Origin of the sequence: Paenibacillus sp. PvP094 (assembly GCF_040546835.1) — a bacterium.
Taxonomy (GTDB): Bacteria; Bacillota; Bacilli; order Paenibacillales; family Paenibacillaceae; genus Paenibacillus; species Paenibacillus illinoisensis.
The window spans coordinates 620,526-646,859 of the sequence record NZ_JBEPOM010000001.1 but is presented as its reverse complement, the minus strand read 5'-3'; the positions used below and the strand labels follow the sequence as shown (position 1 = coordinate 646,859).

Sequence of the window (26,334 nt, the reverse complement as noted above, 5' to 3'; positions counted from 1 at the left end):
CAAGTCCCTCATAGACATGTACTAATCAAGTAGGGGTTCTGCTGTACGCACAATCCTGAAGTGAAAACATTGTGCTAAAGGGGATGATGTCATGCGCCGAATATCATGGATGCTTGCCATGGTATTGGTCTTATCGGCCTTACTTGCCGCCTGCGGGAAGAAGGATGCGGCAGCCGTGGTCAAAGATCTGAACGAAGTCGTAGGAGAGATGGAGAGTTACCAGGGAGCAGGTGTGATGACACTGCATACCGGAGATACGCCGCAGCAGTATAAGGTCGAGGTGTGGCATCAGAAGCCTTCATATTATCGAATTGCGCTTACCAATGCCAAAAAGGATGTCACCCAGATTGTACTCCGGAACGATGAGGGCGTATTCGTCCTGACGCCAAGCCAGAACAAAAGCTTCCGGTTCCAAAGCAACTGGCCGGATAACCAGGGTCAAGTTTATCTCTATGAGACACTGATTCGCAGCATCACAGGTGATACAACACGTCAGTTCGCAGATGAGAAGGAGAGCTACGTATTTGATGTAGCTGCCAATTATAATACGCACGCACTGGTCAGACAGAAGATTTGGCTGAACAAAAGTGATTATGCACCCAAACAGGTGGAGGTCTCAGACTCCAATGCAAACGTCGTCGTAGATGTTAAATTTGACAGCTTCAAGTTCGGTGCCGAATTCGGCAAAGATGCTTTTGATATGCAGCGCAACATGACAGCAGGCACAGAAGGAAATAGTGGAACAGACACAACGAATCCGACCGAGCAGGCAGGAGAAAATGGCACCAAGGAGCCAGCAAGCTCCGAGACTGCTCCAGGTCAAGAACCGACTACAGGTTCTGCTGAAGGGGTCACTGATGGACAAACCGGTGTGAGCGAGAACCCAGAACAACAGGGAGCTCAGGACCCGGCGAGTGGTGAACCAGGCACAGAGGAGCCTACCATGACTGAACCGGAAGGAGCCGGCAGCTTTGGTGTGATCGAACCGACATACGCTCCGGAAGGCGTCAAGCTGAAGGATGATCAAATTGTGGAGGAATCCGGCGATTACTCGGTTATGCTTCGCTACGAAGGAACGTATAATTATACGATTTTCGAAGCCAGACCGCAGGATAGAGCTGTATCACTAGCACCATCTCGCGTAGTGGATCTTGGATTCACTTTGGGAATGATTAGTGGAGACGCATTACAGACGTTAACATGGATGACCGATGGAATTGAATACAGAATCACGAGCGCGGATCTGCCGGAGAGTGAAATGGTTCAGATTGCAACATCGATGCAGGAGCAGTCAGGTAAATGATGTAATAGGTATAGTCGTTAGGGCATTAGGAATGCTAAGGAGCATCGGGGACTTGTTCTCCGGTGCTTTTTGATGTACACAGTTAGGTTGCCGCAGCATATGATGGAGAGGAAAAGCAGGACGTTTCGTAATGGGTATTGCTTGAGAAATGAACAGTGAAATGGGCAGGTTGACCCAATAAATACAAAACACGCTTATATGCGGGATGAACCGGGTAAGTAATCGGTATAGGCAGAGAGAAATGGCGTGAGGCTGCATTTTGGACTCATGTCCGTATCGCTTATCAGCCTGTTTCTTCATCCGCTTCCGGCCTCGACATTATGCTGGGCACACTTTTTGAGTCGCCGTTCTTCTGCTCATTTGACAGTCACATGCTTGAGCATTACGATGGAGTCTGATATGTGAGCCGGATTAAGATGACTAGAGAAGGTGACAGAACGTGCAAGGACAATATCGGCCGACCCAAGCGGAGATCAACTTGGATCATTTGAGTAGCAACGTAGACGCTTTCCGCGCGGTTCTGCCGCAAGGCATGAAGTTTCTAGCTTGTGTCAAGGCGAACGCTTATGGACATGGAGCTGTGGAGACGGCCAGAGAACTGGAACGAATCGGAGTGGATTATCTGAGTGTCGCTTTTCTGGACGAAGCGCTTGAACTGCGACAAAACGGAATCAAGGCTCCGATCTTGGTATTGGGTTATACACCGCCTGAGGGTATTGCTATAGCCAGGGAACAAGATGTGACCATAACGCTGTTCAGCAGGGAAGTGCTTGAAGCGATTCGTGATCTGGATACAGGATCGTCTCAGAACCAATTGAAGGTTCACATCAAAATTGATAGTGGTATGGGACGCCTGGGTCTGCTGCCCGGCGATGAAGCTATTGCTTTCATCCAGGAAGCAGCAGCAATGGATCAGGTCCTGCTCGAAGGCATGTTCACTCATTATGCCAAGGCGGATGAAGAAGACAAGACCTATACACTGGAGCAGTATCGACGGTTTCAAAGCGTGGTTGAAGCGCTGCGGGATCAGGGATGTGTCATCCCGATTATACATACGGCGAACAGTGCAGCTGCCATTGATACACCGGAATTATCCTACAATATGGTGCGAGTGGGTATCAGTCTGTATGGGTTGTACCCTTCCGCCGAGGTGAATCATCAGGTAGTGAAACTGGTCCCGGTATTGACACTGAAGACGAAAGCGGTTCTGGTCAAAACGCTGCCGCCTCATTGGGGGGTCAGCTACGGAACCCGTTATGTGACACAAGGGAACGAACGAATTGCGACCCTGCCTATCGGCTATGCAGACGGATTTTCAAGAATGCTGACAGGTAAAGCTCAAGTGCTTGTACGTGGCCGCCGCGTTCCCGTCGTCGGTACGATCTGCATGGATCAGTGTATGGTGTCGCTGCAATCTTTCGCTGAAGAGGCGGAAGAAATTCAAGCCGGCGAAGAGGTTGTCCTCATCGGTCACCAATCTGATGGTGTGATTACCGCAGATGAAGTGGCCTCCCAGCTTGATACGATTGCCTATGAGGTGATCTGCATGATGGCTCATCGGATTCCGCGAATCTATTTCCGGAACGGTGTCGAAGTCGCCAAGGTTAATCCTCTTTTGACATCCTGACAGGTCAACTGGACGCTATTACCAATAAACTTTTTTTCGGAACGGAAGGAAAAGTGTCGGAGCATCTCGAATGTTGTTATATTGACGAGGATGAAAAATCCTGAAAAGAGATGTTTGGTCTGTACGAATATTGCCCCCCATGTTTATAATGGAGTACAGCATACTTGATATACTCGGGGCATATATATTCCTTTGTATAAAAGTTCTGGAAAAACGTAATACTGGTTCACAATGGCGAAAGGTTTGTGGGGGTGGAAGATAGGTGGCCAACTTGCAGAACACCAAGCGGATTATGATCAGTTTGCCTGATCATCTCCTGCAGGAAGTGGATGGCATCGTAGCGCTGGAGAATTCCAACCGCAGCGAATTGATTAGGCAGGCCATGAAGCTGTATTTGACCGAACGGAAGAAACGTTACATCCGTGAGTCCATGCAGCGCGGGTACATGGAGATGGCAAAAATTAATCTGACCATGGCATCCGAGGCCTTTCACGCGGAGGAAGATGCGGACAGCACTCTGGACCGCTTAGTTAGCGGGGTGTAGACATTGATCGTAAAACGCGGTGACGTTTTTTTTGCGGATCTTTCTCCCGTTGTCGGTTCGGAGCAAGGTGGAGTCAGGCCGGTGCTGGTCATCCAGAATGACATCGGTAACCGGTTCAGTCCAACGTGTATCGTGGCGGCTATTACCGCCCAGATTCAGAAGGCAAAGCTGCCGACGCATGTCGAGATTGATGCTGCGGCTCATGGCTTTGACCGGGACTCTGTGATTTTGCTCGAACAAATACGGACGATTGACAAACAAAGACTAACTGACAAGATTACCCATCTGGACGAGGAGACCATGAAATTGGTCAATGAGGCGTTGCAGATCAGTCTGGGTTTGATCGATTTTTAGGTTGCTTGGCACCGGGTTTGGGCTGCCAGTAATCCGCCCGTAGCGGGATGTTCCTTGCGGGGAACACACAATTGCAGACAACATTTCAGAGGAGCGTATCGCGGCCCAAGGGCTGCAGTACGCTCTTTTGTCTGAACAAAAATGAAAGCGTAGAACATTGGCGTGCTTTTCGCTATAATGGAACCTGAGAAACCGTTTACGTCAAAGATGTATATAGAGGTGGAGGAGACATATGAGCATTTATATCCATGAAGAGAAACTACAATTTCATTTACAAACTCGCAAGGCAAGTTACGTATTCCAGGTGCTTCCTTCGGGATATTTGGTACATCTGTATTATGGCAAAAAATTACGCAATTCAGATCTGAGCTGGCTCCATGTTCGGACAGAACGCGCTTCCTTCAGCCCGAATCCGGTACCTGAGGACCGGACGATCTCATTTGATACACTTCCATTGGAGCTGCCTGTTTATGGAACAAGTGATTTCCGTAACCCGGCCGTACAGCTTCAACTGGAGAATGGTTCAAGTGTCTCGGAATTCACGTATGTTGGTCATCGGTTGGAGAAAGGCAAACCTGCTCTTCAAGGGTTGCCAGCGACTTATGTAGAAGCTGCAGATGAAGCTGATACGCTCGTAATTGAAATGGAGGATCGCGTGGCAGGAGTCCGCATCGAGCTCTCCTACACAGCCTATTCGTCCTTTAATGCAATTACGCGCTCGATGCGTATCATTAATGAGAGCGCTACCTCGGTGAATGTGGCTCGTGCACTAAGCACATCTGTAGATTTCCCGCATGCTGATTATGAACTGCTGCAGCTGTCAGGTGCATGGACGCGGGAACGCGATATTGTTCGTCGCCCACTGGCTTCTGGCTTGCAGGGCGTGGAAAGCCGCCGTGGTTCAAGCAGCCATCAACAAAACCCGTTTATCGCGTTGATGACGCCAGGTACGGATGAAGATCAGGGAGAAGTGTACGGCTTCAGTCTCGTATACAGCGGAAGTTTCACAGCGCAAGCAGAAGTGGATCAGTTCCACACCACGCGTGTATCTCTCGGTATTAACCCGTTTGAGTTCAGCTGGAAGCTGGAATCCGGAGAAGCTTTCCAAACACCTGAGACGGTCATGGTCTATTCGGATGCAGGACTGGACGGCATGTCCCAGTCTTATCACGAACTTTATCGCGAACGACTTGCTCGCGGCAAATTCCGCAATGCAGAGCGTCCTGTATTGGTGAACAACTGGGAAGCGACGTATTTTGGTTTTAATGCAGACAAGATTGAACAGATTGCGCGTGCAGGGAAGCAGCTCGGCATCGAGCTGTTTGTATTGGATGACGGCTGGTTCGGACATCGTGACAGTGACAACTCCTCGCTGGGTGACTGGATTGTGGACAAGAACAAGCTGCCTCAAGGTCTGGATGACCTGGCGAACCGGGTAACTGCACTCGACATGCAGTTTGGATTGTGGTTCGAGCCAGAGATGATCTCGCCGGATAGTGAATTGTATCGCAAGCATCCGGACTGGTGCCTGCATGTACCTGACCGTCGCCGGACAGAGGGCAGACAGCAGTTGGTGCTGGATTTCTCCCGCCAAGACGTTCGGGATGAAATTGTACGTATGCTGAGCGACGTATTGGGATCTGCGCCGATTTCGTATGTGAAATGGGACATGAACCGGAATATGACGGAGATCGGCTCTGCGCAGCTGCCTGCGGATAGACAGCGTGAGACAGCTCACCGCTATATGCTTGGATTGTATGAGGTGATGGAACGGATTACGTCTTCTTTCCCTAATATTTTGTTTGAAAGCTGTTCTGGTGGTGGCGGTCGTTTTGATCCAGGTATGCTGTATTATATGCCGCAAACGTGGACAAGCGACAACACGGATGCTGTATCCCGTTTGCGCATTCAATACGGGACAAGTCTCGTGTATCCGGTAAGTTCCATGGGATCGCATATCTCGGCCGTACCGAATCATCAGGTTAACCGCATTACATCGCTGGAGATCCGCGGGCATGTTGCCATGTCGGGCAACTTCGGCTACGAGCTTGACCTGACACGTTTCACAGAGGAAGAGAATGCCATTGTGAAGGCTCAAGTGGAGCTGTACAAGGAGATTCGGGGCACCATTCAGTATGGCACGTTCCGTCGTCTGCTCAGTCCGTTTGAGGGTAACGAAACGGCATGGATGTTTATCGCACCAGATGGAAGCGAAGCGGTTGTATTTTATTTCCGTGTGTTGTCCGAGCCCAATGCTCCTCTCCAACGTCTGAAGCTGAAAGGATTGGATCCTGACGCCGATTACCGCCTGAAGGGCAGCACCGAGACGTACACGGGCGATGCATTGATGTATGGCGGAATTTCCGTAGGTCGTGCCACAGGAGATTATTTGAGCGAGATGTTCCGTTTCGAACGGGTATAGGTAATCCTGCGTTTAATGCAGTGCTTTTCGGGGAAGACCGGAATACGTCGGGGTGACGTTTTTCGGTCTTTTCTTATGAGTTACGCGAAGCGATGAACCTTAAACTTCACTGTAAGAACTTGTAACCGGTAGGAATGCTGGAAAACTGAACGGAATTTTGTGATAATATAGGGAAGAGCAATCTGCATGAGTGCAGATTCGATACTGTGATTACAGCAGCATAGCTGCCCTGAACATGCTTAATCTGAAACGATTCAGGAAGGAAAGAGGGATTTATTTGTCTGAACAGGGAACGGTTCTGGAACCCAATGAAGAAACAATAAAGGCGGAACGCCAGGAAAGAATCATCAAACAGGTAGCCAAGGAACTGTCACTGGCCTTGAAGCAGGTGCGCACGACGTCAGAGCTTCTGGAAGAAGGCAATACGATTCCATTTATCGCCCGCTACCGTAAAGAAATGACTGGGGAGCTGGATGAGAACCAGCTGCGACTGATTGAGGAACGTCTCGTATATCTGCGTAACCTTGAGGATCGCAAAGTGGAAGTCATCCGTATTATAGAAGAACAAGGTAAATTGACGGGAGAACTGAAAAAGTCCATTACCCAGGCTGTGAAGCTGCAGGAGGTCGAGGATCTGTATCGTCCTTATCGCCAGAAGCGCAAAACGCGTGCCAGCGTAGCCAAGGAAAAAGGTCTTGAACCCTTAGCTGTATGGATCTGGAGTCAACCGAAACAGGGGAATGTGCTCGAAGAAGCTGCGCGTTACATCAATGCAGAGCTTGGAGTGGACGATGCAGAAGCAGCCCTTCAGGGAGCCAAAGACATTCTTGCCGAGAACATCGCTGATGATGCTGCCATTCGTGCGTGGATTCGTCGCTATACGCTGGATCATGGCATGTTGACTTCGGAAGCGAAGGATGCGGAGCAGGAATCGGTCTATGAGAACTACTATGATTATCGTGAATTGGCCAAAAAGATGCCTCCGCACCGGATTCTCGCCATTAACCGCGGGGAGCGCGAGAGCATTCTGAAAGTAGGTCTGGAGGTTCCGCCTGAACCGGCCCATCGTCATATGGAAGGTCAGATCATCAAGGGTGCATCTGCAGTGCAGGATGTATTGCGCGCTGTCATTGAAGATGCCTACAAACGTCTGATTGCACCTTCAATTGAGCGCGAAGTCCGGGCAGAACTGACGGAAAAGGGAGAGACCCAGGCAATCTCCGTGTTTTCCGCCAATCTGCGTAACCTGCTGCTTCAGCCGCCGATTCATGGCAAACGTGTGCTCGGTGTCGACCCTGCTTATCGTACGGGCTGCAAACTGGCTGTAGTGGATGATACGGGCAAACTGCTGGAAGTCGCTGTTACGTACCCGACGCCACCTCACAACAAAAAGCGCGAAGCAGCCGAGGTATTCCACCGGATGATCAAGCAGTATGACATCGGACTGATCGTTATCGGTAATGGTACAGCTTCCCGTGAAACGGAACAGTTTGTAGCCGAGATCATTCAGGAAAATGGCGATGAGAGCCTTGTGTACCTCATCGTTAATGAAGCAGGAGCAAGTGTGTATTCCGCTTCCAAGCTGGCGCAGGAGGAATTCCCTGATCTGGACGTAGCCGAACGCAGTGCAGCTTCCATTGCCCGTCGTGTACAGGATCCACTGGCTGAACTGGTGAAAATTGATCCAAAGGCCATTGGTGTAGGGCAATACCAGCATGACGTTTCTCAAAAGATTCTGGAGGAAAGTCTGAAAGCGGTCGTGGAATCTGCGGTTAACCATGTAGGCGTGGATGTGAATACGGCTTCGCCATCGTTGCTGTCCTATGTGGCCGGCGTGAATGCGACGATTGCCAAAAACATTGTGAAGTACCGCGAGGAAAACGGACGCTTTACGAACCGTCGTCAACTGCAGAAGGTACCGCGTCTGGGTGCTAAAACCTATGAACAATGCGTAGGTTTCATGCGCATTGGTGAAGGTGAGAATCCGCTGGATCGTACACCGATTCACCCGGAATCCTACAAGGTCGTCGATCAGTTGTTCAAAGAACTTCAGGTGGAGCTGGACAAGTTGGGCAGCAAGGAGTTGTCTGTGCTCCTATCCGAACAGCAGCCTGAACAACTGGCAGTGAAACTGGACGTGGGTGTGCCTACACTGCGCGACATTCTCGACAGCTTACAGCGCCCGGGACGTGATCCTCGGGAAGAAATGCCACTGCCTATTTTCCGTACGGATGTCCTTAAAATTGAGGATCTGGTTGAAGGCATGGAACTCCAAGGTACCGTTCGCAACGTAATTGATTTTGGTGCCTTCGTCGATATCGGGATCAAGAGTGATGGACTTGTCCATATTTCACAGCTGAGCAATGGTTACGTCAAGCATCCGATGGATGTTGTTTCTGTCGGTGATAATGTAACGGTATGGGTGATGAATGTGGATACCAAAAAGGGCCGGGTCGGCCTGACCATGAAAAAGCCTGCTTCGAAGCAGACTTCCTAGTCCCAAGATCCGAGAACAGCCTTCCCAGTTGCGGGAAGGCTGTTTGTTGTCGGCTCGAATGGGGGTGTCGACCGTTCCATATTCTTCGAATGAGTTAATGTAGGAAGAGAGAATGGGCTGTATACATGAAGAGTGTGGTTAGATTCTAGAGTTCACGATCCGCGCTGCGCGGTGTGCCATTAGCAGGTTTATTCCGGTAAAAGAACCAGCATTCGTTCAGCAGCTTGATCTGTCTGCTGTCTTTCTTGTGAAATGCACGCATCAGTTGATTGCAAAGCCATTGAGGCAAAGGGATCTCCTCCTCTTGCATAATTCATCTGTACGTTAGCATATGTGGCAATAGCCTGGACTGTGCGGATTAAGCCGCGCGGAACGTGTAAAAAACAGTGTCTGGCTTGTCAACCGACCTGTCGATTCAGATAAAATAAAAAGCGCAAATCCGGTTACGGAAATGCGCTTACAGGTTAGGATGTGCACTTTTAGAAAACGATAAATGAATCAGAGTGTTTCCATTTCTTCTTCGTACCATTGTTCCAGCTGGGCTTGAAGGGCTCGAATTTCGGTGAGTAAAGAAATCAAGGGATAATGCGTCTCGCGCAGTTTGGCGAAACTATGCTCAAGCGCATTGATGTAATCCAGCCCTCCGGTGATACTGAGCTGCTCGTTCAGAAGATCAAGGTCGTCACATTCAGCGATGGCCCAGGGCAGTACAGGTACATCCGCTGCAGTAAGTTTATCAATCTCTTTGTGCAGACGCAGGTTGAGTGCACTGAGTTGATATGCGTAATCAGCGGGCATTTCAACAAACTCTAATTGCTGTTCCTGCTGCAGGATGACATAACGCATTTTAGGCATAACGTGTAATAATCTCCCCTCATACTTTCTACTTGACAGTGTAGCCTACGAAACGGTTAAAATTCAAGTATTATACCGGAAAATGGAACGGTCCAAGGGGTGAGAAAGGAGGGGGAACCGGGTGGATAATGCTGAGCTGCAGCAGTGGATTGAGCAGGTATCTCTGGATCATTTCGGGGTTCCGTTTACCCACGAGGCCTTGTTTAATCGACGTCTGACGACAACCGGAGGCCGATACATGCTGAAGAGTCACCGAATTGAGATTAATCCACATCAGCTTGAAGCATACGGGCGGGATGAGGTCGAAAAAATTATAAAGCACGAATTGTGCCACTACCATCTGCATATTCGCGGCCGCGGCTATCGCCACAGGGACCCGGAATTCAAGGCTCTTCTGCAAAAGGTAGGCGGTTCGAGGTTCTGTCAGTCCCTTCCGGATGGCAAGGGCAGGAAGCCGCAGCCTTATCGGTACAAGCTGGTATGCAAGAGCTGTGGAACGGAATATCTGCGTAAACGAAAAATGGATCCCAAAAAATACAGATGCGGCCGATGTGCCGGCAAGCTGGCTCTTCAAACCATCTCTAACGAGTAGTGTTCATCCGAATGGATATAACCGGCTTGAAGAGGGGATGCAATATACCTGTATGAGCTGTATTTTCTCCCTTTTTTACAGTTAGCAAGAAAGTATAGTTAAGATGTTGACTTGGCTTATTAATCATGATAAATTATGTTTATTCGAGATTATTCCCTGATAGCTCAGTTGGTAGAGCACTCGACTGTTAATCGAGTTGTCACAGGTTCGAGTCCTGTTCGGGGAGCCATTTCTTGGAGAGATACCCAAGTGGCTATAAGGGGACCCTCTGCTAAGGGGTTAGACTGCGTAAGCGGTGCGAGGGTTCGAATCCCTCTCTCTCCGTTTTGATTATACTTCTCCGCAAAGAGATTAGAACCCTAAAGGTTCGTCGGAGCATACTCTTCGATAGCGATACGTCGCAGTCTCGAACGAAGTGAGAGTATCCCTCTCTCTCCGTATTGAATACACGAATAGAATCCCCTTTACATGAACCGTTGATCGGTTTGTTGTGAAGGGGATTTTTTGGTGTAGATCTTTCTTGGATGAGATCTGCAATGCAACCTGCCTACAGCGAGATTCCCAAAACCTCGTATAAACCCTTCTTGCCAGCATCGGTAACTTCAACAGAGCGGCTGCCAGGCTTCTTCCGGGTCCACTCGAGCTGCGAAAGTCTGCGTTCCAATTGTTCGCCCAGCAGTCCGGATATGTGGTGACGCCGCTCGCTCCAGTCCAGACATTTGCGGGCAATGGCACGTCTTGATCCCGGTTTAACCTGAAGATCAATTCCGAATGATGTAAACCATTGTCTTCCTTTCTCCGTAATGTGATAATCCTTGGCCTGATCTGCTTCCGGCTCCAGTAGATATTCCTCCCGCAACAATGCATCGCACAATGCAATCCCAAGCTTACCAGCAAGATGTCCGTAACAGGTACGAGCAAAGCTAAGATGCTGGAGCTGATTAGACTGTTTGAGCGATCTCACCTGAACAGGAGGGGCGATACTGCCCATCGTTTCTATCAGAAAGGCAATCTCCTGGCCAGCCAATCGGAAGTAGCGATGCCGTCCTTGTCGTTCTACAACTAGCAGCCCGCCGTCCACAAGTTTAGCAAGGTGGTTACTCGCAGTCTGGGGTGTTACACCAGCCATATAGGCAAGCTCGCCTGCAGGCAGGGCCTGTCCACCCAGTAGTGCTTCGAGAAAGACAGCGCGACTCGGATCGGCAATCAATGACGCGATAACAGATATATTTGGATATGCATTCATACTTCGATGATACTTGAACTGTTGGCGTATTACAATTGGGACAGGCCACCGCAGAGTTCAAACTTGTATTGAGGGGCCAAGTATGTGAGACAGGAGATGGAGCAAACCAATGAATTTCGAAAACGCGAGTAAACGATCTGCTGAGGAGGTAGTAACGGACCAGCATGAGACGATTAACCCAAGCATTTTATACTATGGCACACCCGTACTTCTCTTGAGCACCTTGAACGAGGATGGGTCAACGAACCTGTCGCCATTGTCCTCTTCCTGGGCGTTGGGGGATTGTCTTGTTCTTGGTTTGGGTATCCAGGGAAAAGCCTATGAGAACTTAAAAAGACATCCTGAATGTGTCGTGAATTTGCCGGATGCGTCCATGTGGAGAGCTGTCGAATCTCTGGGGCGTTATACGGGTACATATCCAGTTCCTGAGGAGAAAAGACAGATGGGTTATCAATTTTGTTCGGAGAAATTTGAAGTAGCCGGGTTAACCACTCAGGATTCGCTTCGGGTTAAACCTCAGAGAATAGCCGAGTGTCCGCTTCAGATTGAGGCATCTGTACAGCATATCCGCACGCCGGAGCATACGCCTTTTATGGCCGTAGTCGAAGTGAAATCGCTGGAGGTACATGCACATAAGAAGCTTATATCTGGACTGAATAAAATTAATCCGGCAAAGTGGAACCCTTTAATCTATAATTTCCGCCATTATTACGGATTAGGAGAGCGACAAGGGGAGAACTTCCGCGCTGAATAGGGATCGGTATAAACAGAAAGGATAGAAACAGACTATCTTTATAAGAGGGTTATACAGGAAAGTAAAGTGGAGGCCTTATAGGTCTCTTTTTTTGTGCCAACTGAAATAGAAGGAAGTTGCTGTATGGATTATTTATTGAACAGGGAATGGGTAAATAGTAAAGAAGGATACATGTAAGCATATACATAAGCGTATTGCATCAATCCAGTAAGTGGTGATCTATCTGCAAAATGCTGACATAAGAGAGGTGGCTTGAGAATGGAAATGGAATATTTGATGCGAGTTCTCATAGCAGGGATCTGCGGGGTCCTTATCGGGTATGAACGCAAAAACCGGATGAAAGAAGCGGGAATACGCACTCATTTTGTGGTCGCTGTTGGTGCAGCGTTAATGATGATTGTCTCAAAGTATGGATTTCAGGATCAGGCAGGCTGGGCTAATCTGTCGCTTGATCCTTCCCGGATTGCAGCACAGGTGGTTAGCGGTGTAGGGTTTATTGGGGCCGGAATGATCTTTATGCAGCGCCATACCGTCCGGGGATTGACGACAGCCGCTGGCATCTGGGCAACGGCAGGTATGGGACTGGCAGTGGGTGCTGGACTCTACTGGACGGGAGCAGGTGTAACCCTGCTGATCGTGCTCGCACAGATGCTGCTGCATCGGCCGACACGCTGGCTAATTTCCGCAAGAACAGAAACGTTAACCATTCGCCTGGAGCAGGAAGCAGACAGCCTGAAAGCCATATTGGCACTGCTGGGGCAGGAGAAGATTTCGGTCATCGGATTCAGGACGGAACAACAAACAAGCACAGGCTCGGCTCAGGAGACTGTGCTTGAATTCACCGTTCAGATGCCCGGGTCCTTCCGGGGAGAACAGTTGATTGTACTGCTGCAGGACGTGCCGCATGTGAGATCCGTCGAGTTGAAGTGAGAGATCGTGTGATTTCCTGACAGGACCGAATTTATTGACCGCCTTCAGCAACGATTTCGGGCCGGGAGATCGGTTTGCCGTCCAGTACAGAGTGAATGGCATGGGCGACACCATGTTCTACATTGGTTAATGTTATAGCCTTGGCAAGGGCTTGAATCTCCGGTTCACCATTGCCCATGGCGATGCCGAGTCCTGCCATTTTCAACATGGAAACATCATTGAAATTGTCGCCGATAGCTGCCGTATCTTCCATGGAGACATTGAGATGGGCAGCCAGTTTAGTAAGAGCATTACCTTTGGACACATCGGGATGCTGCATCTCGAAGTTGTGCTCGGAGGATACCACCATCGCGACATCGGATCTGGAGGCAAAGTGGGCTCTTCCTTTCTGCAATTGATCCGGGTCGAGTGAGAAAGCCATAATGTTGTAAATGTAAGCTTCTGCAGGAATCTCCTGGTGGGATTGTACGCGATGGTAGTCTTTCTTGTCATAATGCTTCTTAACAGCGCGAATCAGGCGCTCAACGTCCTCACCAGGACTTGTACCCAGGATTCGGTCCATCTCGGCAAGCATCGTATCATGGCTGCTGATTGGGGCGTATATTCCCTGCTGAGTGGAAGCTTCATAATAGCACTCATGATCTTCGAGCCACTGCATGACAGATGCTGCTGTCTCACGTTCAAGCGGAAGATGATATAAACGGTTCCCGTCAGCATCATGAATCGTGGCTCCATTGGACCCAATGACTGGAGTGTTAATCCCGCCTTCTTGGCAAATGCCGACAACGTCCGAATAGACGCGACCCGTTGCAATCGTAACTTTCAACCCTTCTTGCTGGGCCCGGTGAATGGCTGCTGCATTTTCTGGGCTAATCTGGCTGTCTCTGTTTAGAAGTGTTCCATCCAAATCCGTAGCAAATAATTTCATCACCTTACAACTCCTTATCTTCTGTTGGTTCAGGAATGAGAATCTCAACCTGTTGTTCATTCAAAAAGTTACGCCATTCGTCTGATGGCCATTGGTCGGTAATCAGTACATCAATCAGTGACCAGTCGGCAAAACGGTACCCGTAACGTTTATCAAATTTGGAATGATCTGCGAGCACCAAGACCTCTTTGGCCGCCTGCATCATTTTTTGCTTAATCTTGCCTTCTTCTTCGGAAGCGCTGAATCCATCCATCGTAATCCCGCCAATACCGATAAAGGCTTTATCCACGTAATAATGGGAGAGTGTTTCGATCACAGATGCGCCGTAAACATAACGTTGTTCCTTGTCGACTTTGCCGCCAAGTAAACGAATATGGACAGCCGAGTGATTGGAGAGAAGATCTGCGGAATGAATGGAATTGGTGATGACTGTACATGATTTTCCATTCAGATGCTCAGCACAAGCCTGCACCGTCGTGGAAGAATCCAGAATGATGTTTTCGCCTTGGCGGACCATGGCGGCAGCGAGTTTGCCTATAGCTCTTTTTTCTTCTGAAACATGGAGCAGGCGATCCTTGTATGAGATATATTCACGGGGAGGAGAGGGGAGGATGGCGCCGCCCCGTGTTCGGATAATGGCGTCCTGTTCTTCCAGCTTAATCAGATCTCTTCGAGCCGTGTCCCGCGAGACGTCAAAAAGGGCAACGATCTCGTCTGCCGAGATCCGGTTATGTTTGCGAAGGTGTTCGATAATGAGCTGCATTCGTTCTTCCTGAAACAAGCATGCCGCCTCCTTGCTAATGAGTGACCATGATACTGATAACCTAATTATAAGTATTTGCAATTTAGTTTGCAATATTTTAAGTGAACATAAGTTTTTATAAGTGTTTTGATATTATTTTAACAGGATGTAAGGATTCTGATGACATTGATATGAAATTCCGATCTCTCAGATGGTATACACCAGTTAAACGAGCTTATTATCTTGAAAAATGATCTTTAAAAAAAGCGTTAGATAAAAAGTAAAAAAAGTGTTGCACTATTTTTATGTAGTGTGGTATACTCATTCTTGTCGCCAAGAAAGACAACTTGTTAATAAGGCCCGTTGGTCAAGGGGTTAAGACACCTCCCTTTCACGGAGGTAACAGGGGTTCGAATCCCCTACGGGTCATATCTTCACCACCTTTTTAATAAGGAAACCTCGCAAGTCATTGTTCTTAAAACAAGAGATGATATGGCACATCGGTGAAGTTACAGCAAGAGCCATTAGCTCAGTTGGTAGAGCACCTGACTTTTAATCAGGGTGTCGAAGGTTCGAGCCCTTCATGGCTCACCATTTATACAATTGAATATGCGGTCGTGGTGGAATGGCAGACACGCTATCTTGAGGGGGTAGTGGGTGTATACCCGTGGAGGTTCGAGTCCTCTCGACCGCATTACATGTAAAAGTTAGGAAATAGACTCTCGTGGATATCCATGAGAGTCTATTTCTATTTTTTTCATATATCTATGTGAAAACTGCTCATGGATGAAGAAGGGCTGAGGATTAATATCTGTTGTGGTATAATTGTCTATATAATGTTGCCGGAGAATTACGTTATGGTGCAAGATATGGATTTTAGATATTATGGTTGGAAGGCGGTCCTGTATGCAGTCGATATATGAGCGAATTGAACACCTGATTGCCGAGCGAGGGATGACAAAGAAAGCATTCTGTCAACAACTGAAGATCAGCACCGGGAATCTGGGTGATTGGAAACGTGGAAAGTCAATTCCAAGCACGAATAAACTGATTGAGATCGCTGCGTTTTTTGATGTGAGTCTGGACTGGCTCATGATTGGACGTCCATCCAAGGAAGCGATGGTACGGGAAAAACGGGAGGATTATTTTTTTGGCGTGTTGCGGCAATTGGATTGCCAGGAGAGTGAATTATCGACCGAAGAGCAGTCTTTTATCAGCGAATATATTGAATTTACCCGTTATCGCAAGTCCAAGGAAAGCAGAAATGCTGCTGACTTTCGATATAAGGAAGATGATAAATCCGAAACGGATGAATCGATCTAATGCAAAACCTCTGAACCAACCCGGATGCTTTCCGGAAATGGTCAGAGGTTTTTTTGTAATCATGTTAGATGATTGTAGTCGTCTTCATCTTTGGCTTCATGAAATTATGATGTGCAGTTTATTTGCGGAACGCAAGATTTTCGTTGCCTAACAGCTGCGGTCGAATGGTGTTCCAAATGTGCAGGCATTGTTCCTGAAGTTCCCAGGCTGCCATGCCGAGCAAACGGACGCCGATCCCTCCACTCGCGAGCAGGCTTGCACCAGAGAGCATTCTACCATCCGGAGGCAGTGCAGACCTGATGCTTTCCAGTTCCGCTGTCCCCAGCCCAGGAGCGATCATCCACAGGGCCGCAGTATGGGTGAAATCCAGCAATGCAGCTGATTTTTGCGGATCATCGCGTCCGGGTTCCATTCCGAATCGGTCCCACACAGCCAGCTGATTACCTTGCCATATTTCGGTTGAATTTCGATACTTGCTGAACTCAAAAGCCTCACCCCGGTGAATACGTCCGGCTGACCAGACATCTGCATAAGCAAGAATGGCCTGTTCCTCCAGCTGGAAGGTGGCGGTAAGCGAAGAAGAACTGCCTTTGAATGGGATCACGCATTCCGGGAAGTATTCAAGCACAGCGCCTTTCCTGATCTGGAAGTGATGGTTGACCGACGAGGGAAGTGAAGGCGTAGGATGAAGTCGTGTCGCTGATGTACTGCTCAACATCACATGGGTGCCTTCGCCCAAATGCCACTCGGAATGATAATGATCGCCGTTAAGAACACCGGGAGAGACGTCAGACGTGTAAAGGCATAACCCATTGCTGTTCCCCGGTGGGCGAAAGGAGCGACTTAACCGGAGAGGTGCGCTATAATAACGATCCGTCATGATGGTACGTCCCTCTTGAAGGGCAAATGTGGCTCGAAGCTCGCTGCGTCGTATCACCGCTCCTTCAGCACGAATGCCCAACTTCGTTTCGGCTCCTTTCGATACGGAAGATGAATTAATGGCTGTGGGCTGAGCCGTGGTCATGGCTGTGTGAATGGAGATGCGCAGCGGCAGCATCGTCATCCATGTATTGGTGCTCAAGCCAGTGAATGATCTCGGATACACCTTCACCGCTCATGAGATTCGACATCACATATGGGCGACCTTCGCGTACCCGCTCTGTATCATTCTTCATCACCTGCAAACTTGCGCCAACATAAGGTGCAAGGTCTGTTTTGTTGATCAGCAGCAGGTCTGAGCGGGTAATACCTGGGCCGCCTTTGCGAGGCAGTTTTTCCCCTTGGGCAACGTCAATGATGTAGATGAACACATCGGCAAGTTCCGGACTGAATGCCGCAGAGAGGTTATCGCCGCCGCTTTCAATGAAGATTAATTGCAGATCAGGAAAACGCTCAACCAATTCGTCTACGGCTTCAAAATTCATTGAGGCATCTTCACGAATAGCTGTGTGCGGGCATCCGCCTGTCTCCACGCCAATAATGCGTTCAGGTGCAAGCGCGTTCTGGCGCAGCAGGATTTCGGCATCTTCCTTGGTATAAATATCGTTCGTGATGACGGCCAGACTATAGCGAGTACGCAGCGCCTTCGACAGCTTCTCCACAAGGGCAGTTTTGCCGGAGCCTACCGGACCCCCAATACCAATTCGCATTGGTCTGCTGCGATCAAATGCCTTACGTTCCCACTCCGGATGATGCGTATGATTAGCTCCTCCACACATAACAAATTCCTCCTTGGATTATCGGCTTATTTTAAAAGTACGTCTTAGCTTATAAATAGGGTTATTATGACATGAACAGCCGGGCAGGCAAGCTTTCGTGCCGCATGGCGTAGATTTCCTGGGCAATACTGAAACTGTGCATATCTTCGGGGTCGTCATCCCGAATTCGAATCCATTCGGAGTCGATATCATCGAGCAGTTTCTGAATGAGCATCTGTGCCTCGGTTTGCCCGATCGGCAGGAGGCGCAGCGCACTGTTTACGTATGCATTAACTGAGGTATACAAATGACCGGTGACCGCTTCGTCCAGTCCGATTTCCAACTGATAATTGATATATCCGTGAATGGTCGTGATCCCGCAATAGGCACCATGCGCCTGCACAGCTTCATCAATAAGCGAGAAGTCCATCCAAGGATAGAGAGAACGGGCAAGTTTCAGCAGTCGCTTCCCCATCTTATGGCCGCTTTCCCTGATCTCCCGGGGGGTTCGCTGGGCGTGTACCCGCTTATCATAGAGAGCGAGTAGAGCCGAGTCTTGTTCCTCCATTGCTTGGTAAACGCCTTTGATAGCAAGTCCATCGAGCCGAATCAGGCTGGAATGAAGCTGGCTGCGAATGAATTGTTCGAGTTCGGTGATTGTTCGAATGGTGCCGTCATGCGTATATGCTTCCAGACCGAAAGAGTGGGAGAACCCGCCGATGGGCAGGGCCGAGTCGAGCAGCTGAACATATCGAAGCAGCTTCGTACCACTTTGCATCATGCCAAGCGTCCTTTCTTTGCTTCTGTCTTGTTTCCCTTCCAACCAAAATCTAAACTGAAAATAATTTAAGAATACAGGTTGGACATGATTTTACACGATAACGAAGAGGGCAGTACGAACCTGAAGAAGTGAAACGCTCGCCTTTATCACAAGATGTCAAAACATGAAGTAGCGCTGCGCCATTGGCAGCTCATCCGCAGGTTCGCAGGTAAGCAGTATCCCATCGGCTCGAACCTCGTACGTCTCAGGGTCCACTTCAATGTGAGGTGTCACATCGTTGTGGATCATATCCTTTTTGCTCACCGAGCGGCAGCCTTTGACAGGTTCCACGCGTTTGTTTAATCCGAGTGTCTCCTTGATGCCTGCATCAGCAGCAGCTTGGGATACGAAAGTAATGGACCCTTTCGCGATAGCTCCACCGTATGACCCGAACATCGGTCTGCCGAACACGGGCTGAGGCGTCGGGATGGAGGCGTTCGGATCACCCATCTGAGCGAAGGTGATCATACCGCCTTTGATCACCATTTCGGGCTTGACCCCAAAATAGGCTGGATTCCAGACGATCAGATCCGCTAGCTTGCCCACTTCCACAGAACCGACGATATGGCTGATGCCATGAGCGATGGCAGGATTGATCGTATATTTGGCGACATATCTTTTGATGCGGTCATTGTCGGAAGGGGAATCAGATTTCAATTCCAGCTTGCCGCGCTGTTTTTTCATTTTGTCTGCAGTCTGCCAGGTGCGGATAATGACTTCGCCTACCCGGCCCATGGCCTGGGAGTCGGAGCTGATAATGCTGAACACACCGAGATCATGCAGAATGTCTTCTGCTGCAATGGTCTCTGGGCGAATCCGGGAATCGGCAAAAGCGACATCCTCCGGAATTGCCGGATCCAAATGATGGCATACCATCAACATATCGAGATGTTCTTCAACTGTATTTCGCGTATAAGGACGCGTGGGGTTGGTTGAAGAGGGAATCACATACGATTCACCGGCGGCACGGATAATGTCTGGTGCGTGTCCGCCACCTGCGCCCTCCGTATGATACGTGTGAATCGTGCGGCCGTTAATGGCGGCAAGTGTATTCTCCAGAAAACCAGTCTCATTCAGGGTATCGGTATGAATGGCCACCTGAATATCATGCTCTCCGGCAGCAGTCAGGCACGCGTCAATGGCACTTGGGGTTGTCCCCCAATCCTCGTGCAATTTCAAGCCGATGACACCAGCTTCGATCTGTTCAATGAGTGGAGCGGTGGTTGAACTATTGCCCTTACCCAGATAACCAATATTCATAGGAAAGGCTTCAGCGGACTCCAGCATGCGATGAATATGCCAGGCTCCAGGTGTGCAGGTGGTTGCTTTGGTGCCTGTCGCTGGTCCTGTACCTCCGCCGATCATGGTAGTTACTCCGGAAGACAGGGCAGTTTGAATCTGCTGAGGACAAATGAAATGAATGTGAGTATCGATTCCGCCTGCAGTGACAATCATGCCTTCGCCGGCGATGATCTCGGTGGAAGCGCCAATCACAAGGAGTGGATCGACCCCGTCCATCGTATCCGGATTACCGGATTTGCCAATCGCACAGATGATTCCGTCGCGGATGCCAATATCTGCTTTTACAATACCCCAATGATCGATAATGATGGCGTTCGTAATGACAGTATCCGGCGTACCGTGGCTGCGAAGAGCGGTTGCGGACTGGCCCATGCCGTCCCGGATGACTTTTCCGCCTCCGAATTTGCTCTCATCCCCGTATACAGCGTAATCATGCTCAATCTCTGCCCAGAGCTCCGTATCTGCCAGTCTTACGGTATCCCCGGTTGTTGGACCGAACATGGAAGCATATTGTTCACGAGACATGCGTTTCATGCTGAATCTCCTCCATCCTGTGATGGCGTGGGGGAGAAAGCCTTCAGGAAGGCTTCGAGCTTCTGCGGGTCTGGAGGCTGATCTGCCGATCCTTCCGTTAATCCGTTAAATCCATAAATCTGCCGTTTGCCGCCAAAAGTGGTGAGTTCAACCGGCTTTTCTTCCCCGGGTTCGAAACGAACGGCGGTGCCCGCAGGGATGTGCAAACGATGTCCGAACGCTGCGGTGCGGTCGAAGTCCAGAGCGGCATTTACTTCATAGAAGTGAACATGAGAACCGACCTGCACGGGGCGATCACCGCGGTTCAAGACAATTAATCGTATCGTTTGGCGATCGGGATGACAGACAATCTCATCCGGTTTCAATCGATATTCGCCTGGAATCATGGCATTCTCCTGCCTTTCTCAGCGTATGGGTTCATGCACGGTAACCAACTTGGTCCCGTCAGGGAATGTAGCTTCCACCTGTACCTCGGGAATCATGTCGGGGACTCCCTCCATACAATCATCCCGTGTAAGGATTGTACCGCCATATCTCATCAAATCCGCTACGCTCATTCCATCCCGCGCTCGTTCCATGAGCTCGGAGGTTAACAAAGCGATGGCTTCGGGAACATTTAGCTTCAATCCGCGTCCTCTGCGTTCGCGGGCGAGATTGGCGGCTACGGTAATCAGCAGTTTTTCTTTTTCCTGCTCCGTCCAGTGCAAGGGCCATCCGACCTTTCCCATAAAAGTATATATCTTCATGAATCATATTATATGTTAAATATACTCACACAGGGTGACCCTTTGTCAATAAGGTTTGAAACATATTAGCAGCATGCATGAAACGAGTAGGCGTAAAATAAAATTATGTAAGCATTATTGACATGAAGAGTTGGAGCCTCCATAATTTGGATCAACGAACATTTCGGAGTTAAATGACCTTAATGTTCGTCAATAGACTAAAAAAAGGGAGTGTAGGCTATTGAAGAAGAGGTCGGTCAGATTATGGGGGATTTTGCTTGGGACGGTCATTGCTTTGACGGGATGTGTGGAAGGTGGAACGCCACCTGAAACTTCGAATTCCGGTGGAACAGGGGAAGTCGCTGCGTCCGATGAGACGATCAAGGTAGGCATTCTTCATTCCTTGAGTGGCACGATGGCAATAAGCGAGGTATCTGTCAAGGATGCAGAGATGCTTGCGATTGAAGAGATCAATGCAGCTGGTGGTGTCCTTGGCAAACAGATTGAGCCTGTCATTGAAGATGGGGCCTCGGATTGGCCGACTTTTGCGGAAAAGGCCGGAAAGCTGCTTCAGCAGGATAAGGTCGCCGCTGTTTTTGGCGGATGGACCTCGGCGAGTCGAAAGGCGATGCTCCCAGTGTTCGAGCAGAATAAAGGGCTTTTATTTTATCCGGTGCAGTATGAAGGACTGGAGTCATCTCCCAACATTTTTTATACAGGTGCAACAACGAACCAACAAATTGTTCCTTCCGTAACCTGGTTGCTAGAGAATAGGGGCAAAACATTTTATCTCCTTGGTTCGGACTATGTTTTCCCGAAAACGGCCAATCAGGTGATCAAGGCTCAATTGGCAGCTGAAGGCGGAGAAGTGGTTGGCGAGGAGTACACACCGCTGGGCCATACCGATTACAGTACAATTATAAGCAAAATCAAAGCTGCGAAGCCGGATGTGGTGTATAACACGCTTAACGGGGACAGTAATGTAGCCTTTTTCAAGCAGCTGAAGGATGCTGGCATCACCTCGGAACAGATGACGACGCTGTCGGTCAGTGTGGCGGAAGAGGAAATTCGGGGCATTGGAGCAGATGTGCTGAAAGGGCACCTGGCTTCTTGGAACTATTATCAGACAACAGATACTCCAGAGAACAAGACATTTGTTGAGAAATATAAAGAAAAATATGGTGCTGACCGGGTGACGGCTGACCCGATTGAGGCGGGTTACGTAGCAGTGTACCTCTGGAAGGCAGCTGTTGAAAAAGCGGGATCAACCGATGTAGAGAAGGTCAGAGAAGCGGCAAAAGGATTGGAATTTGATGCTCCCGAGGGGAAAGTAACCGTGGACGGAGAGAATCAGCATATTTACAAAACCGTCCGGATCGGAGAAGTGCAGGAAGATGGTCAATTTAAGGAATTGTGGAACTCCGGTTCTCCTGTCAAGCCTGATCCTTATTTGAAAACCTACGAATGGGGAGCTTCTCTAAGCAATCAATAAGCAAGTCCTTCATGTCCAAACTTCTGAGATTACGGATGAGGGTGGGACAGCGCACCCTCATACAATATTACGATAAAGCGTTGATGCGTAGTCTTGGTGATGTGTTTGAATCGGAAAGAGGCTTTAAGCATGTGAAAGGGTGATCGGGATGGATATGTTTGTTTTGCAAATGTTCAATGGCCTTAGCATCAGCTCGATCCTGTTATTGATTGCGCTGGGGCTCGCAGTAACGTTTGGTCTCATGAATGTCATCAACATGGCTCACGGTGAGCTGATTATGATTGGTGCATATGCAACGTATGTGACTCAAAATCTGTTCATTTCATATGCTCCGGCAGCGTGGTTCGAAGTTTATTTTATCGTGGCATTGCCGATCGCGTTTGGTGTAGCGGCACTTATCGGCTGGCTGCTTGAAGTGATTTTGATCCGGCATTTATACGGTAGACCCCTGGACAGTTTGCTGGCTACATGGGGAGTTGGAATGATGCTGCAGCAGCTGGCGCGTACCATTTTCGGGGCGCCGAATGTAGGTGTATCCAGTCCGTCTTGGCTTAATGGCGGTCTTGCGATCTCTGACGGTATCGTATTTCCGTATAAACGGATTTTTATCATCGCACTTGTCGCGGTTGTTCTACTGTGTATGTATCTGTACATATACCGCACTTCTTCCGGACGACGGATGCGCGCTGTTATGCAGAATCGGAGCATGGCGGGCTGTCTCGGGATTTCCACCAGACGGGTAGATGGCATGACCTTTGCCATTGGTTCAGGAATCGCGGGTATCGCGGGTTGTGCTCTGACGCTCATTGGGCCGATTGGGCCTTCGCTGGGAACCTATTATATTGTAGATGCATTTATGGTTGTCGTTCTTGGCGGGGTTGGCAAACTGGTAGGAACGGTATGCGGAGCGCTCGGGATTGGCATGTTTAATACGTTGTTTGAAACCTACACATCTGCCTCCATCGGCAAAGTGCTGGTGTTCGTATGTATCGTTGCTTTTCTGCAATGGAAGCCGCGGGGGCTGGTTGCCATGCGAACCCGCAGTCTCGACTAACACGAAGAAGGGGGTTATATGATGTCAGCACTTCTGAAGTCAGGCAGTTTAAAAACGAGAATCATCTGGGCGGTCGTACTCATCCTGATGTGTCTTGCTCCGCTAATCTCTACCGAGTTTCGGCTTAGCTTGCTCGCTAAGTTCCTGGCGCTGGCTATTCTGGCCATCGGACTGGATCTGATCTGGGGCTACGGCGGGGTTCTGAGTCTGGGGCATGGGGTGTTCTTTGGTCTTGGTGGTTACGCCATGGCCATGTATCTGAAACTGCAGGCGAGCGGCACATCCCTGCCTGATTTCATGGGGTGGAGCGGCTTGTCAGGTCTTCCGTGGTTTTGGGAACCATTTCGTTCATTTCCAGTGGCGTTAATTCTGGGTATTGCCCTTCCAGCTTTGCTGGCATTTGTACTGGGGTGGTTTACGTTTCGTAACCGGATTACCGGTGTGTATTTTACGATTTTAACGCAAGCTCTTGTGTTAATCACGGTTACCCTGTTTATCGGCAAACAGGAGTGGACCGGAGGGACTAATGGTATAACCGGTTATAACTCCATTTTTGGTTTCACGCTGCATTCTGCAGGAACAACAATTGTGCTCTACTATATTACACTTGCCATTTTGGTACTCACGTACCTGCTCTGCAGAAGAATGGTGAATAGTCGGTTTGGCCAAGTGCTTGAAGCTTCGCGGGATGGAGAAAACCGGGTGCGTTTCCTTGGTTATGATCCGGCGGGTTATAAAACGTTGACGTTTGCCCTTTCCGGGGCTCTTGCAGGAATAGCGGGTATGCTGTTTGTTCTTCAGGTCGGGATTATCTCGCCGTCCATGATGGGGATTGTTCCATCCATCGAAATGGTGTTGTGGGTTGCATTGGGTGGTCGCGGCACGTTGATTGGGGCTGTGATCGGGGCAGTGGTTCTGAATGCGGCCAAAACCGGGATAAGTGAGGCCTACCCTGAAGGCTGGTTGTTTGTTCTCGGCGGGCTGTTTGTAACGGTGGTGTTGTTCATGCCTCACGGGCTCGTTGGAGTCTATCGAAATGTCGTTCGATTGCTGAAGCGGAGAGGAGAGGTTGTGCATGTCCCTGTCAGTAAGGAAAAACCTGAAGTCTACTGAAGCTTCACCTGTATTGATGGCTGAGAGTATTACCGTAGCTTTTGGTGGTTTCGTTGCAGTTAATGGCATGAACCTGAAACTGCATGAGCATGATTTGCATTTTCTGATTGGCCCCAATGGTGCGGGGAAAACGACAATGCTGGATGTCATTTGCGGAAAAACCAAACCCCTCTCCGGCACGGTGCGGCTGGAAGATGGCACAGAGCTGACACGTCTGAAGGAGCATCAGATCGTCCGGAAGGGTGTAGGACGCAAGTTCCAGGCTCCGTCCATCTTCGGAGGCCTTACCGTACAGGAGAATTTGGCCTTGGCGGCGGAAAATCAGCGTTCACCTCTTCGGACTCTTGGTATTCCGCGGTTTGGGAAAATCAACACGGCAATGGAACAGGTCATAGAGCAAATTGGACTGCAAGACCGCGTGTATACACGAGCAGGAGCGCTTTCTCACGGCGAGAAGCAGTGGCTGGAAATTGGCATGCTGCTGCTTCAGGAACCGCGCGTATTGCTGCTGGACGAACCGGTTGCCGGGATGACGGACGAGGAAACGCATAAAACAGGCAGGTTGTTACAGGGGATAGCGCGTGAACGTTCGGTCGTGGTTGTGGAGCATGATATGGAGTTTGTCCGTGAGTACGCGGCGAAAGTGACCGTGATGCATGAAGGGAAGCTGTTGAAGGAAGGTACCATGGCTGAGGTGCAGGAAGATCCTAGGGTGGCCGAAGTCTACTTGGGAAAAAGGAGAGATGACCATGCTGTCGCTGCAACGAATTGAATCCGGCTACGGGGAAAGCAATGTGCTGCGTGGTGTTAATCTGGATGTCCTGCCTGGACAGGTGGTCTGCCTAATGGGCCGGAATGGTGTCGGCAAAACGACGCTGATGAAAACGTTGATGGGCCTGCTCAAAACGAGGAAGGGGGCCATCCACTGGAAAGGGCAGGATATATCCGCTTTGGAACCTGCCAAACGTGCCAAGGCAGGCATTGGATATGTTCCTCAGGGTCGTGAGATTTTCCCTCAGCTTACGGTAAAGGAAAATCTGCTGCTCGGTCTGGAGACATCTGCGCCTGGGGTGAAGACGTTTCCTGAAGATGTGCTCGCGATGTTTCCGGTCCTTGCGACCATGTATGGACGACAGGGCGGTGATCTGAGTGGTGGCCAGCAGCAGCAGCTTGCCTTCGCACGAGCGCTTGCCTCAAGGCCCGGACTATTGTTGTTGGATGAACCGACAGAAGGTATACAACCTTCCATTGTCGAGGATATTCGGCAGGTCATTCTGCAAATCAAGGCGAAGGGCGACATTTCGGTGCTGCTCGTCGAGCAGAGCATTGATTTTGTACGTGGGGCTGCGGATTTTATCTATGTCATGGACAAGGGAGCAATTGCGCTGCAGGGATCACCGGAGGAATTGGATATGTCTCAATTTGAACACCACCTGTCCGTATAGGAGAGGTGGTTATTTTTTTGCTTTTTTTTGCTTTG

The 26,334-nt window shown here is 49.5% G+C and carries 26 protein-coding genes and 5 tRNA genes; 20 read left to right on the top strand and 11 right to left on the bottom strand.

What is annotated here, in order from left to right; all coding sequences use genetic code 11:
* Nucleotides 1–91: 91 nt before the first annotated feature.
* From ABIC22_RS03245 to ABIC22_RS03220, 6 genes are all read left to right on the top strand, one after another.
* Nucleotides 92–1,303: an outer membrane lipoprotein-sorting protein gene (locus ABIC22_RS03245; RefSeq protein WP_354478182.1), complete on the top strand. Its 1,212-nt coding sequence runs from the start codon at nt 92–94 to the stop codon at nt 1,301–1,303.
* Nucleotides 1,304–1,742: 439 nt separating this feature from the next.
* Nucleotides 1,743–2,930 (top strand): alanine racemase, encoded by a 1,188-nt coding sequence (alr, locus tag ABIC22_RS03240; protein ID WP_354478179.1) that lies wholly within the window; start codon nt 1,743–1,745, stop codon nt 2,928–2,930.
* A gap of 262 nt (nt 2,931–3,192) precedes the next feature.
* The gene (locus ABIC22_RS03235) at nt 3,193–3,474 is read left to right on the top strand and encodes a CopG family ribbon-helix-helix protein (RefSeq protein WP_056699650.1); all 282 of its coding nucleotides are present in this window, start codon (nt 3,193–3,195) and stop codon (nt 3,472–3,474) included.
* Nucleotides 3,475–3,477: 3 nt separating this feature from the next.
* On the top strand, nt 3,478–3,828 hold the full coding sequence (locus ABIC22_RS03230) for a type II toxin-antitoxin system PemK/MazF family toxin (RefSeq protein WP_024630714.1): 351 nt from the start codon (nt 3,478–3,480) through the stop codon (nt 3,826–3,828).
* Between the two features lie 232 nt (nt 3,829–4,060).
* Nucleotides 4,061–6,250 carry an alpha-galactosidase gene (locus ABIC22_RS03225; protein WP_354478175.1) on the top strand — a complete coding sequence of 730 codons (2,190 nt, stop codon included), beginning with the start codon at nt 4,061–4,063 and terminating at the stop codon, nt 6,248–6,250.
* Nucleotides 6,251–6,527: 277 nt separating this feature from the next.
* Nucleotides 6,528–8,747 (top strand): Tex family protein, encoded by a 2,220-nt coding sequence (locus ABIC22_RS03220; RefSeq protein WP_127538194.1) that lies wholly within the window; start codon nt 6,528–6,530, stop codon nt 8,745–8,747.
* A gap of 145 nt (nt 8,748–8,892) precedes the next feature.
* Here ABIC22_RS03220 and cmpA read toward each other — a convergent pair whose 3' ends face one another.
* Nucleotides 8,893–9,036: a cortex morphogenetic protein CmpA gene (gene cmpA / locus ABIC22_RS03215; RefSeq protein WP_095289070.1), complete on the bottom strand. Its 144-nt coding sequence runs from the start codon at nt 9,034–9,036 to the stop codon at nt 8,893–8,895.
* 209 nt (nt 9,037–9,245) lie between these two features.
* Nucleotides 9,246–9,602, bottom strand: a complete 357-nt coding sequence (locus tag ABIC22_RS03210; RefSeq protein ID WP_154892582.1) for a hydrolase/acyltransferase — start codon at nt 9,600–9,602, stop codon at nt 9,246–9,248.
* A 121-nt stretch (nt 9,603–9,723) separates the two neighbouring features.
* Between ABIC22_RS03210 and ABIC22_RS03205 the strand changes: the two genes are divergently transcribed.
* The 3 genes from ABIC22_RS03205 (at nt 9,724) to ABIC22_RS03195 (ending at nt 10,518) form a co-directional block, all read left to right on the top strand.
* A complete protein-coding gene (locus ABIC22_RS03205) occupies nt 9,724–10,194 on the top strand; it encodes a SprT family protein (protein WP_354478170.1) in 471 nt (156 codons plus the stop codon).
* A gap of 153 nt (nt 10,195–10,347) precedes the next feature.
* Nucleotides 10,348–10,423: transfer RNA gene (locus ABIC22_RS03200), tRNA-Asn, on the top strand.
* A gap of 6 nt (nt 10,424–10,429) precedes the next feature.
* Nucleotides 10,430–10,518, top strand: a tRNA-Ser gene (locus ABIC22_RS03195).
* A gap of 223 nt (nt 10,519–10,741) precedes the next feature.
* On the opposite strand, the gene ABIC22_RS03190 is transcribed toward ABIC22_RS03195, so the two are convergent.
* Nucleotides 10,742–11,440, bottom strand: a complete 699-nt coding sequence (locus tag ABIC22_RS03190; protein WP_127538196.1) for an ArsR/SmtB family transcription factor — start codon at nt 11,438–11,440, stop codon at nt 10,742–10,744.
* Between the two features lie 109 nt (nt 11,441–11,549).
* Here ABIC22_RS03190 and ABIC22_RS03185 point away from each other — a divergent pair, with 109 nt between their 5' ends.
* The gene (locus ABIC22_RS03185) at nt 11,550–12,194 is read left to right on the top strand and encodes a flavin reductase family protein (RefSeq protein WP_154892581.1); all 645 of its coding nucleotides are present in this window, start codon (nt 11,550–11,552) and stop codon (nt 12,192–12,194) included.
* 258 nt (nt 12,195–12,452) lie between these two features.
* Entirely contained in the window at nt 12,453–13,124 is a 672-nt protein-coding gene (locus tag ABIC22_RS03180; protein WP_354478166.1) for an MgtC/SapB family protein, read from the top strand.
* A 31-nt stretch (nt 13,125–13,155) separates the two neighbouring features.
* On the opposite strand, the gene ABIC22_RS03175 is transcribed toward ABIC22_RS03180, so the two are convergent.
* Nucleotides 13,156–14,052 (bottom strand): Cof-type HAD-IIB family hydrolase, encoded by an 897-nt coding sequence (locus tag ABIC22_RS03175; protein WP_354478163.1) that lies wholly within the window; start codon nt 14,050–14,052, stop codon nt 13,156–13,158.
* Between the two features lie 4 nt (nt 14,053–14,056).
* Complete coding sequence (locus ABIC22_RS03170; protein ID WP_354478161.1) at nt 14,057–14,833, bottom strand: DeoR/GlpR family DNA-binding transcription regulator; 777 nt, start codon at nt 14,831–14,833, stop codon at nt 14,057–14,059.
* A gap of 318 nt (nt 14,834–15,151) precedes the next feature.
* Here ABIC22_RS03170 and ABIC22_RS03165 point away from each other — a divergent pair.
* From ABIC22_RS03165 to ABIC22_RS03150, 4 genes are all read left to right on the top strand, one after another.
* Nucleotides 15,152–15,223, top strand: a tRNA-Glu gene (locus ABIC22_RS03165).
* A gap of 89 nt (nt 15,224–15,312) precedes the next feature.
* Nucleotides 15,313–15,388 (top strand) — tRNA-Lys (locus tag ABIC22_RS03160).
* A 17-nt stretch (nt 15,389–15,405) separates the two neighbouring features.
* Nucleotides 15,406–15,488: transfer RNA gene (locus tag ABIC22_RS03155), tRNA-Leu, on the top strand.
* Nucleotides 15,489–15,700: 212 nt separating this feature from the next.
* Nucleotides 15,701–16,117 (top strand): helix-turn-helix domain-containing protein, encoded by a 417-nt coding sequence (locus ABIC22_RS03150; RefSeq protein ID WP_154892578.1) that lies wholly within the window; start codon nt 15,701–15,703, stop codon nt 16,115–16,117.
* 118 nt (nt 16,118–16,235) lie between these two features.
* Here the strand turns inward: ABIC22_RS03150 and ABIC22_RS03145 are convergent, their stop codons facing one another.
* From ABIC22_RS03145 to ABIC22_RS03120, 6 genes are all read right to left on the bottom strand, one after another.
* Nucleotides 16,236–17,222, bottom strand: coding sequence for an urease accessory protein UreD (locus ABIC22_RS03145; RefSeq protein ID WP_354478158.1), 987 nt, complete (start codon nt 17,220–17,222; stop codon nt 16,236–16,238).
* Nucleotides 17,113–17,835 carry an urease accessory protein UreG gene (gene ureG, locus ABIC22_RS03140; RefSeq protein WP_127538201.1) on the bottom strand — a complete coding sequence of 241 codons (723 nt, stop codon included), beginning with the start codon at nt 17,833–17,835 and terminating at the stop codon, nt 17,113–17,115. Before ureG ends, ABIC22_RS03145 begins: the two co-directional genes overlap by 110 nt.
* A gap of 64 nt (nt 17,836–17,899) precedes the next feature.
* The gene (locus ABIC22_RS03135) at nt 17,900–18,595 is read right to left on the bottom strand and encodes an urease accessory protein UreF (protein WP_127538202.1); all 696 of its coding nucleotides are present in this window, start codon (nt 18,593–18,595) and stop codon (nt 17,900–17,902) included.
* Nucleotides 18,596–18,751: 156 nt separating this feature from the next.
* Entirely contained in the window at nt 18,752–20,470 is a 1,719-nt protein-coding gene (ureC, locus tag ABIC22_RS03130; protein WP_354478153.1) for an urease subunit alpha, read from the bottom strand.
* Nucleotides 20,467–20,856 carry an urease subunit beta gene (locus ABIC22_RS03125; protein WP_354478150.1) on the bottom strand — a complete coding sequence of 130 codons (390 nt, stop codon included), beginning with the start codon at nt 20,854–20,856 and terminating at the stop codon, nt 20,467–20,469. Before ABIC22_RS03125 ends, ureC begins: the two co-directional genes overlap by 4 nt.
* A gap of 18 nt (nt 20,857–20,874) precedes the next feature.
* Nucleotides 20,875–21,198: an urease subunit gamma gene (locus tag ABIC22_RS03120; protein WP_371859961.1), complete on the bottom strand. Its 324-nt coding sequence runs from the start codon at nt 21,196–21,198 to the stop codon at nt 20,875–20,877.
* A 238-nt stretch (nt 21,199–21,436) separates the two neighbouring features.
* Between ABIC22_RS03120 and urtA the strand changes: the two genes are divergently transcribed.
* The 5 genes from urtA to urtE all read left to right on the top strand — a co-directional run bounded on the left by urtA (nt 21,437) and on the right by urtE (nt 26,299).
* A complete protein-coding gene (gene urtA / locus ABIC22_RS03115; protein ID WP_154892573.1) occupies nt 21,437–22,687 on the top strand; it encodes an urea ABC transporter substrate-binding protein in 1,251 nt (416 codons plus the stop codon).
* Between the two features lie 148 nt (nt 22,688–22,835).
* Nucleotides 22,836–23,741 carry an urea ABC transporter permease subunit UrtB gene (gene urtB / locus ABIC22_RS03110; protein ID WP_095289165.1) on the top strand — a complete coding sequence of 302 codons (906 nt, stop codon included), beginning with the start codon at nt 22,836–22,838 and terminating at the stop codon, nt 23,739–23,741.
* 21 nt (nt 23,742–23,762) lie between these two features.
* Complete coding sequence (urtC, locus tag ABIC22_RS03105; protein WP_390583582.1) at nt 23,763–24,854, top strand: urea ABC transporter permease subunit UrtC; 1,092 nt, start codon at nt 23,763–23,765, stop codon at nt 24,852–24,854.
* Nucleotides 24,817–25,626 (top strand): urea ABC transporter ATP-binding protein UrtD, encoded by an 810-nt coding sequence (gene urtD, locus ABIC22_RS03100; protein WP_154892571.1) that lies wholly within the window; start codon nt 24,817–24,819, stop codon nt 25,624–25,626. Before urtC ends, urtD begins: the two co-directional genes overlap by 38 nt.
* Nucleotides 25,604–26,299, top strand: a complete 696-nt coding sequence (urtE, locus tag ABIC22_RS03095) for an urea ABC transporter ATP-binding subunit UrtE (protein ID WP_095289171.1) — start codon at nt 25,604–25,606, stop codon at nt 26,297–26,299. The genes urtD and urtE overlap by 23 nt, the downstream gene beginning before the upstream one ends.
* Nucleotides 26,300–26,334 lie beyond the last annotated feature (35 nt).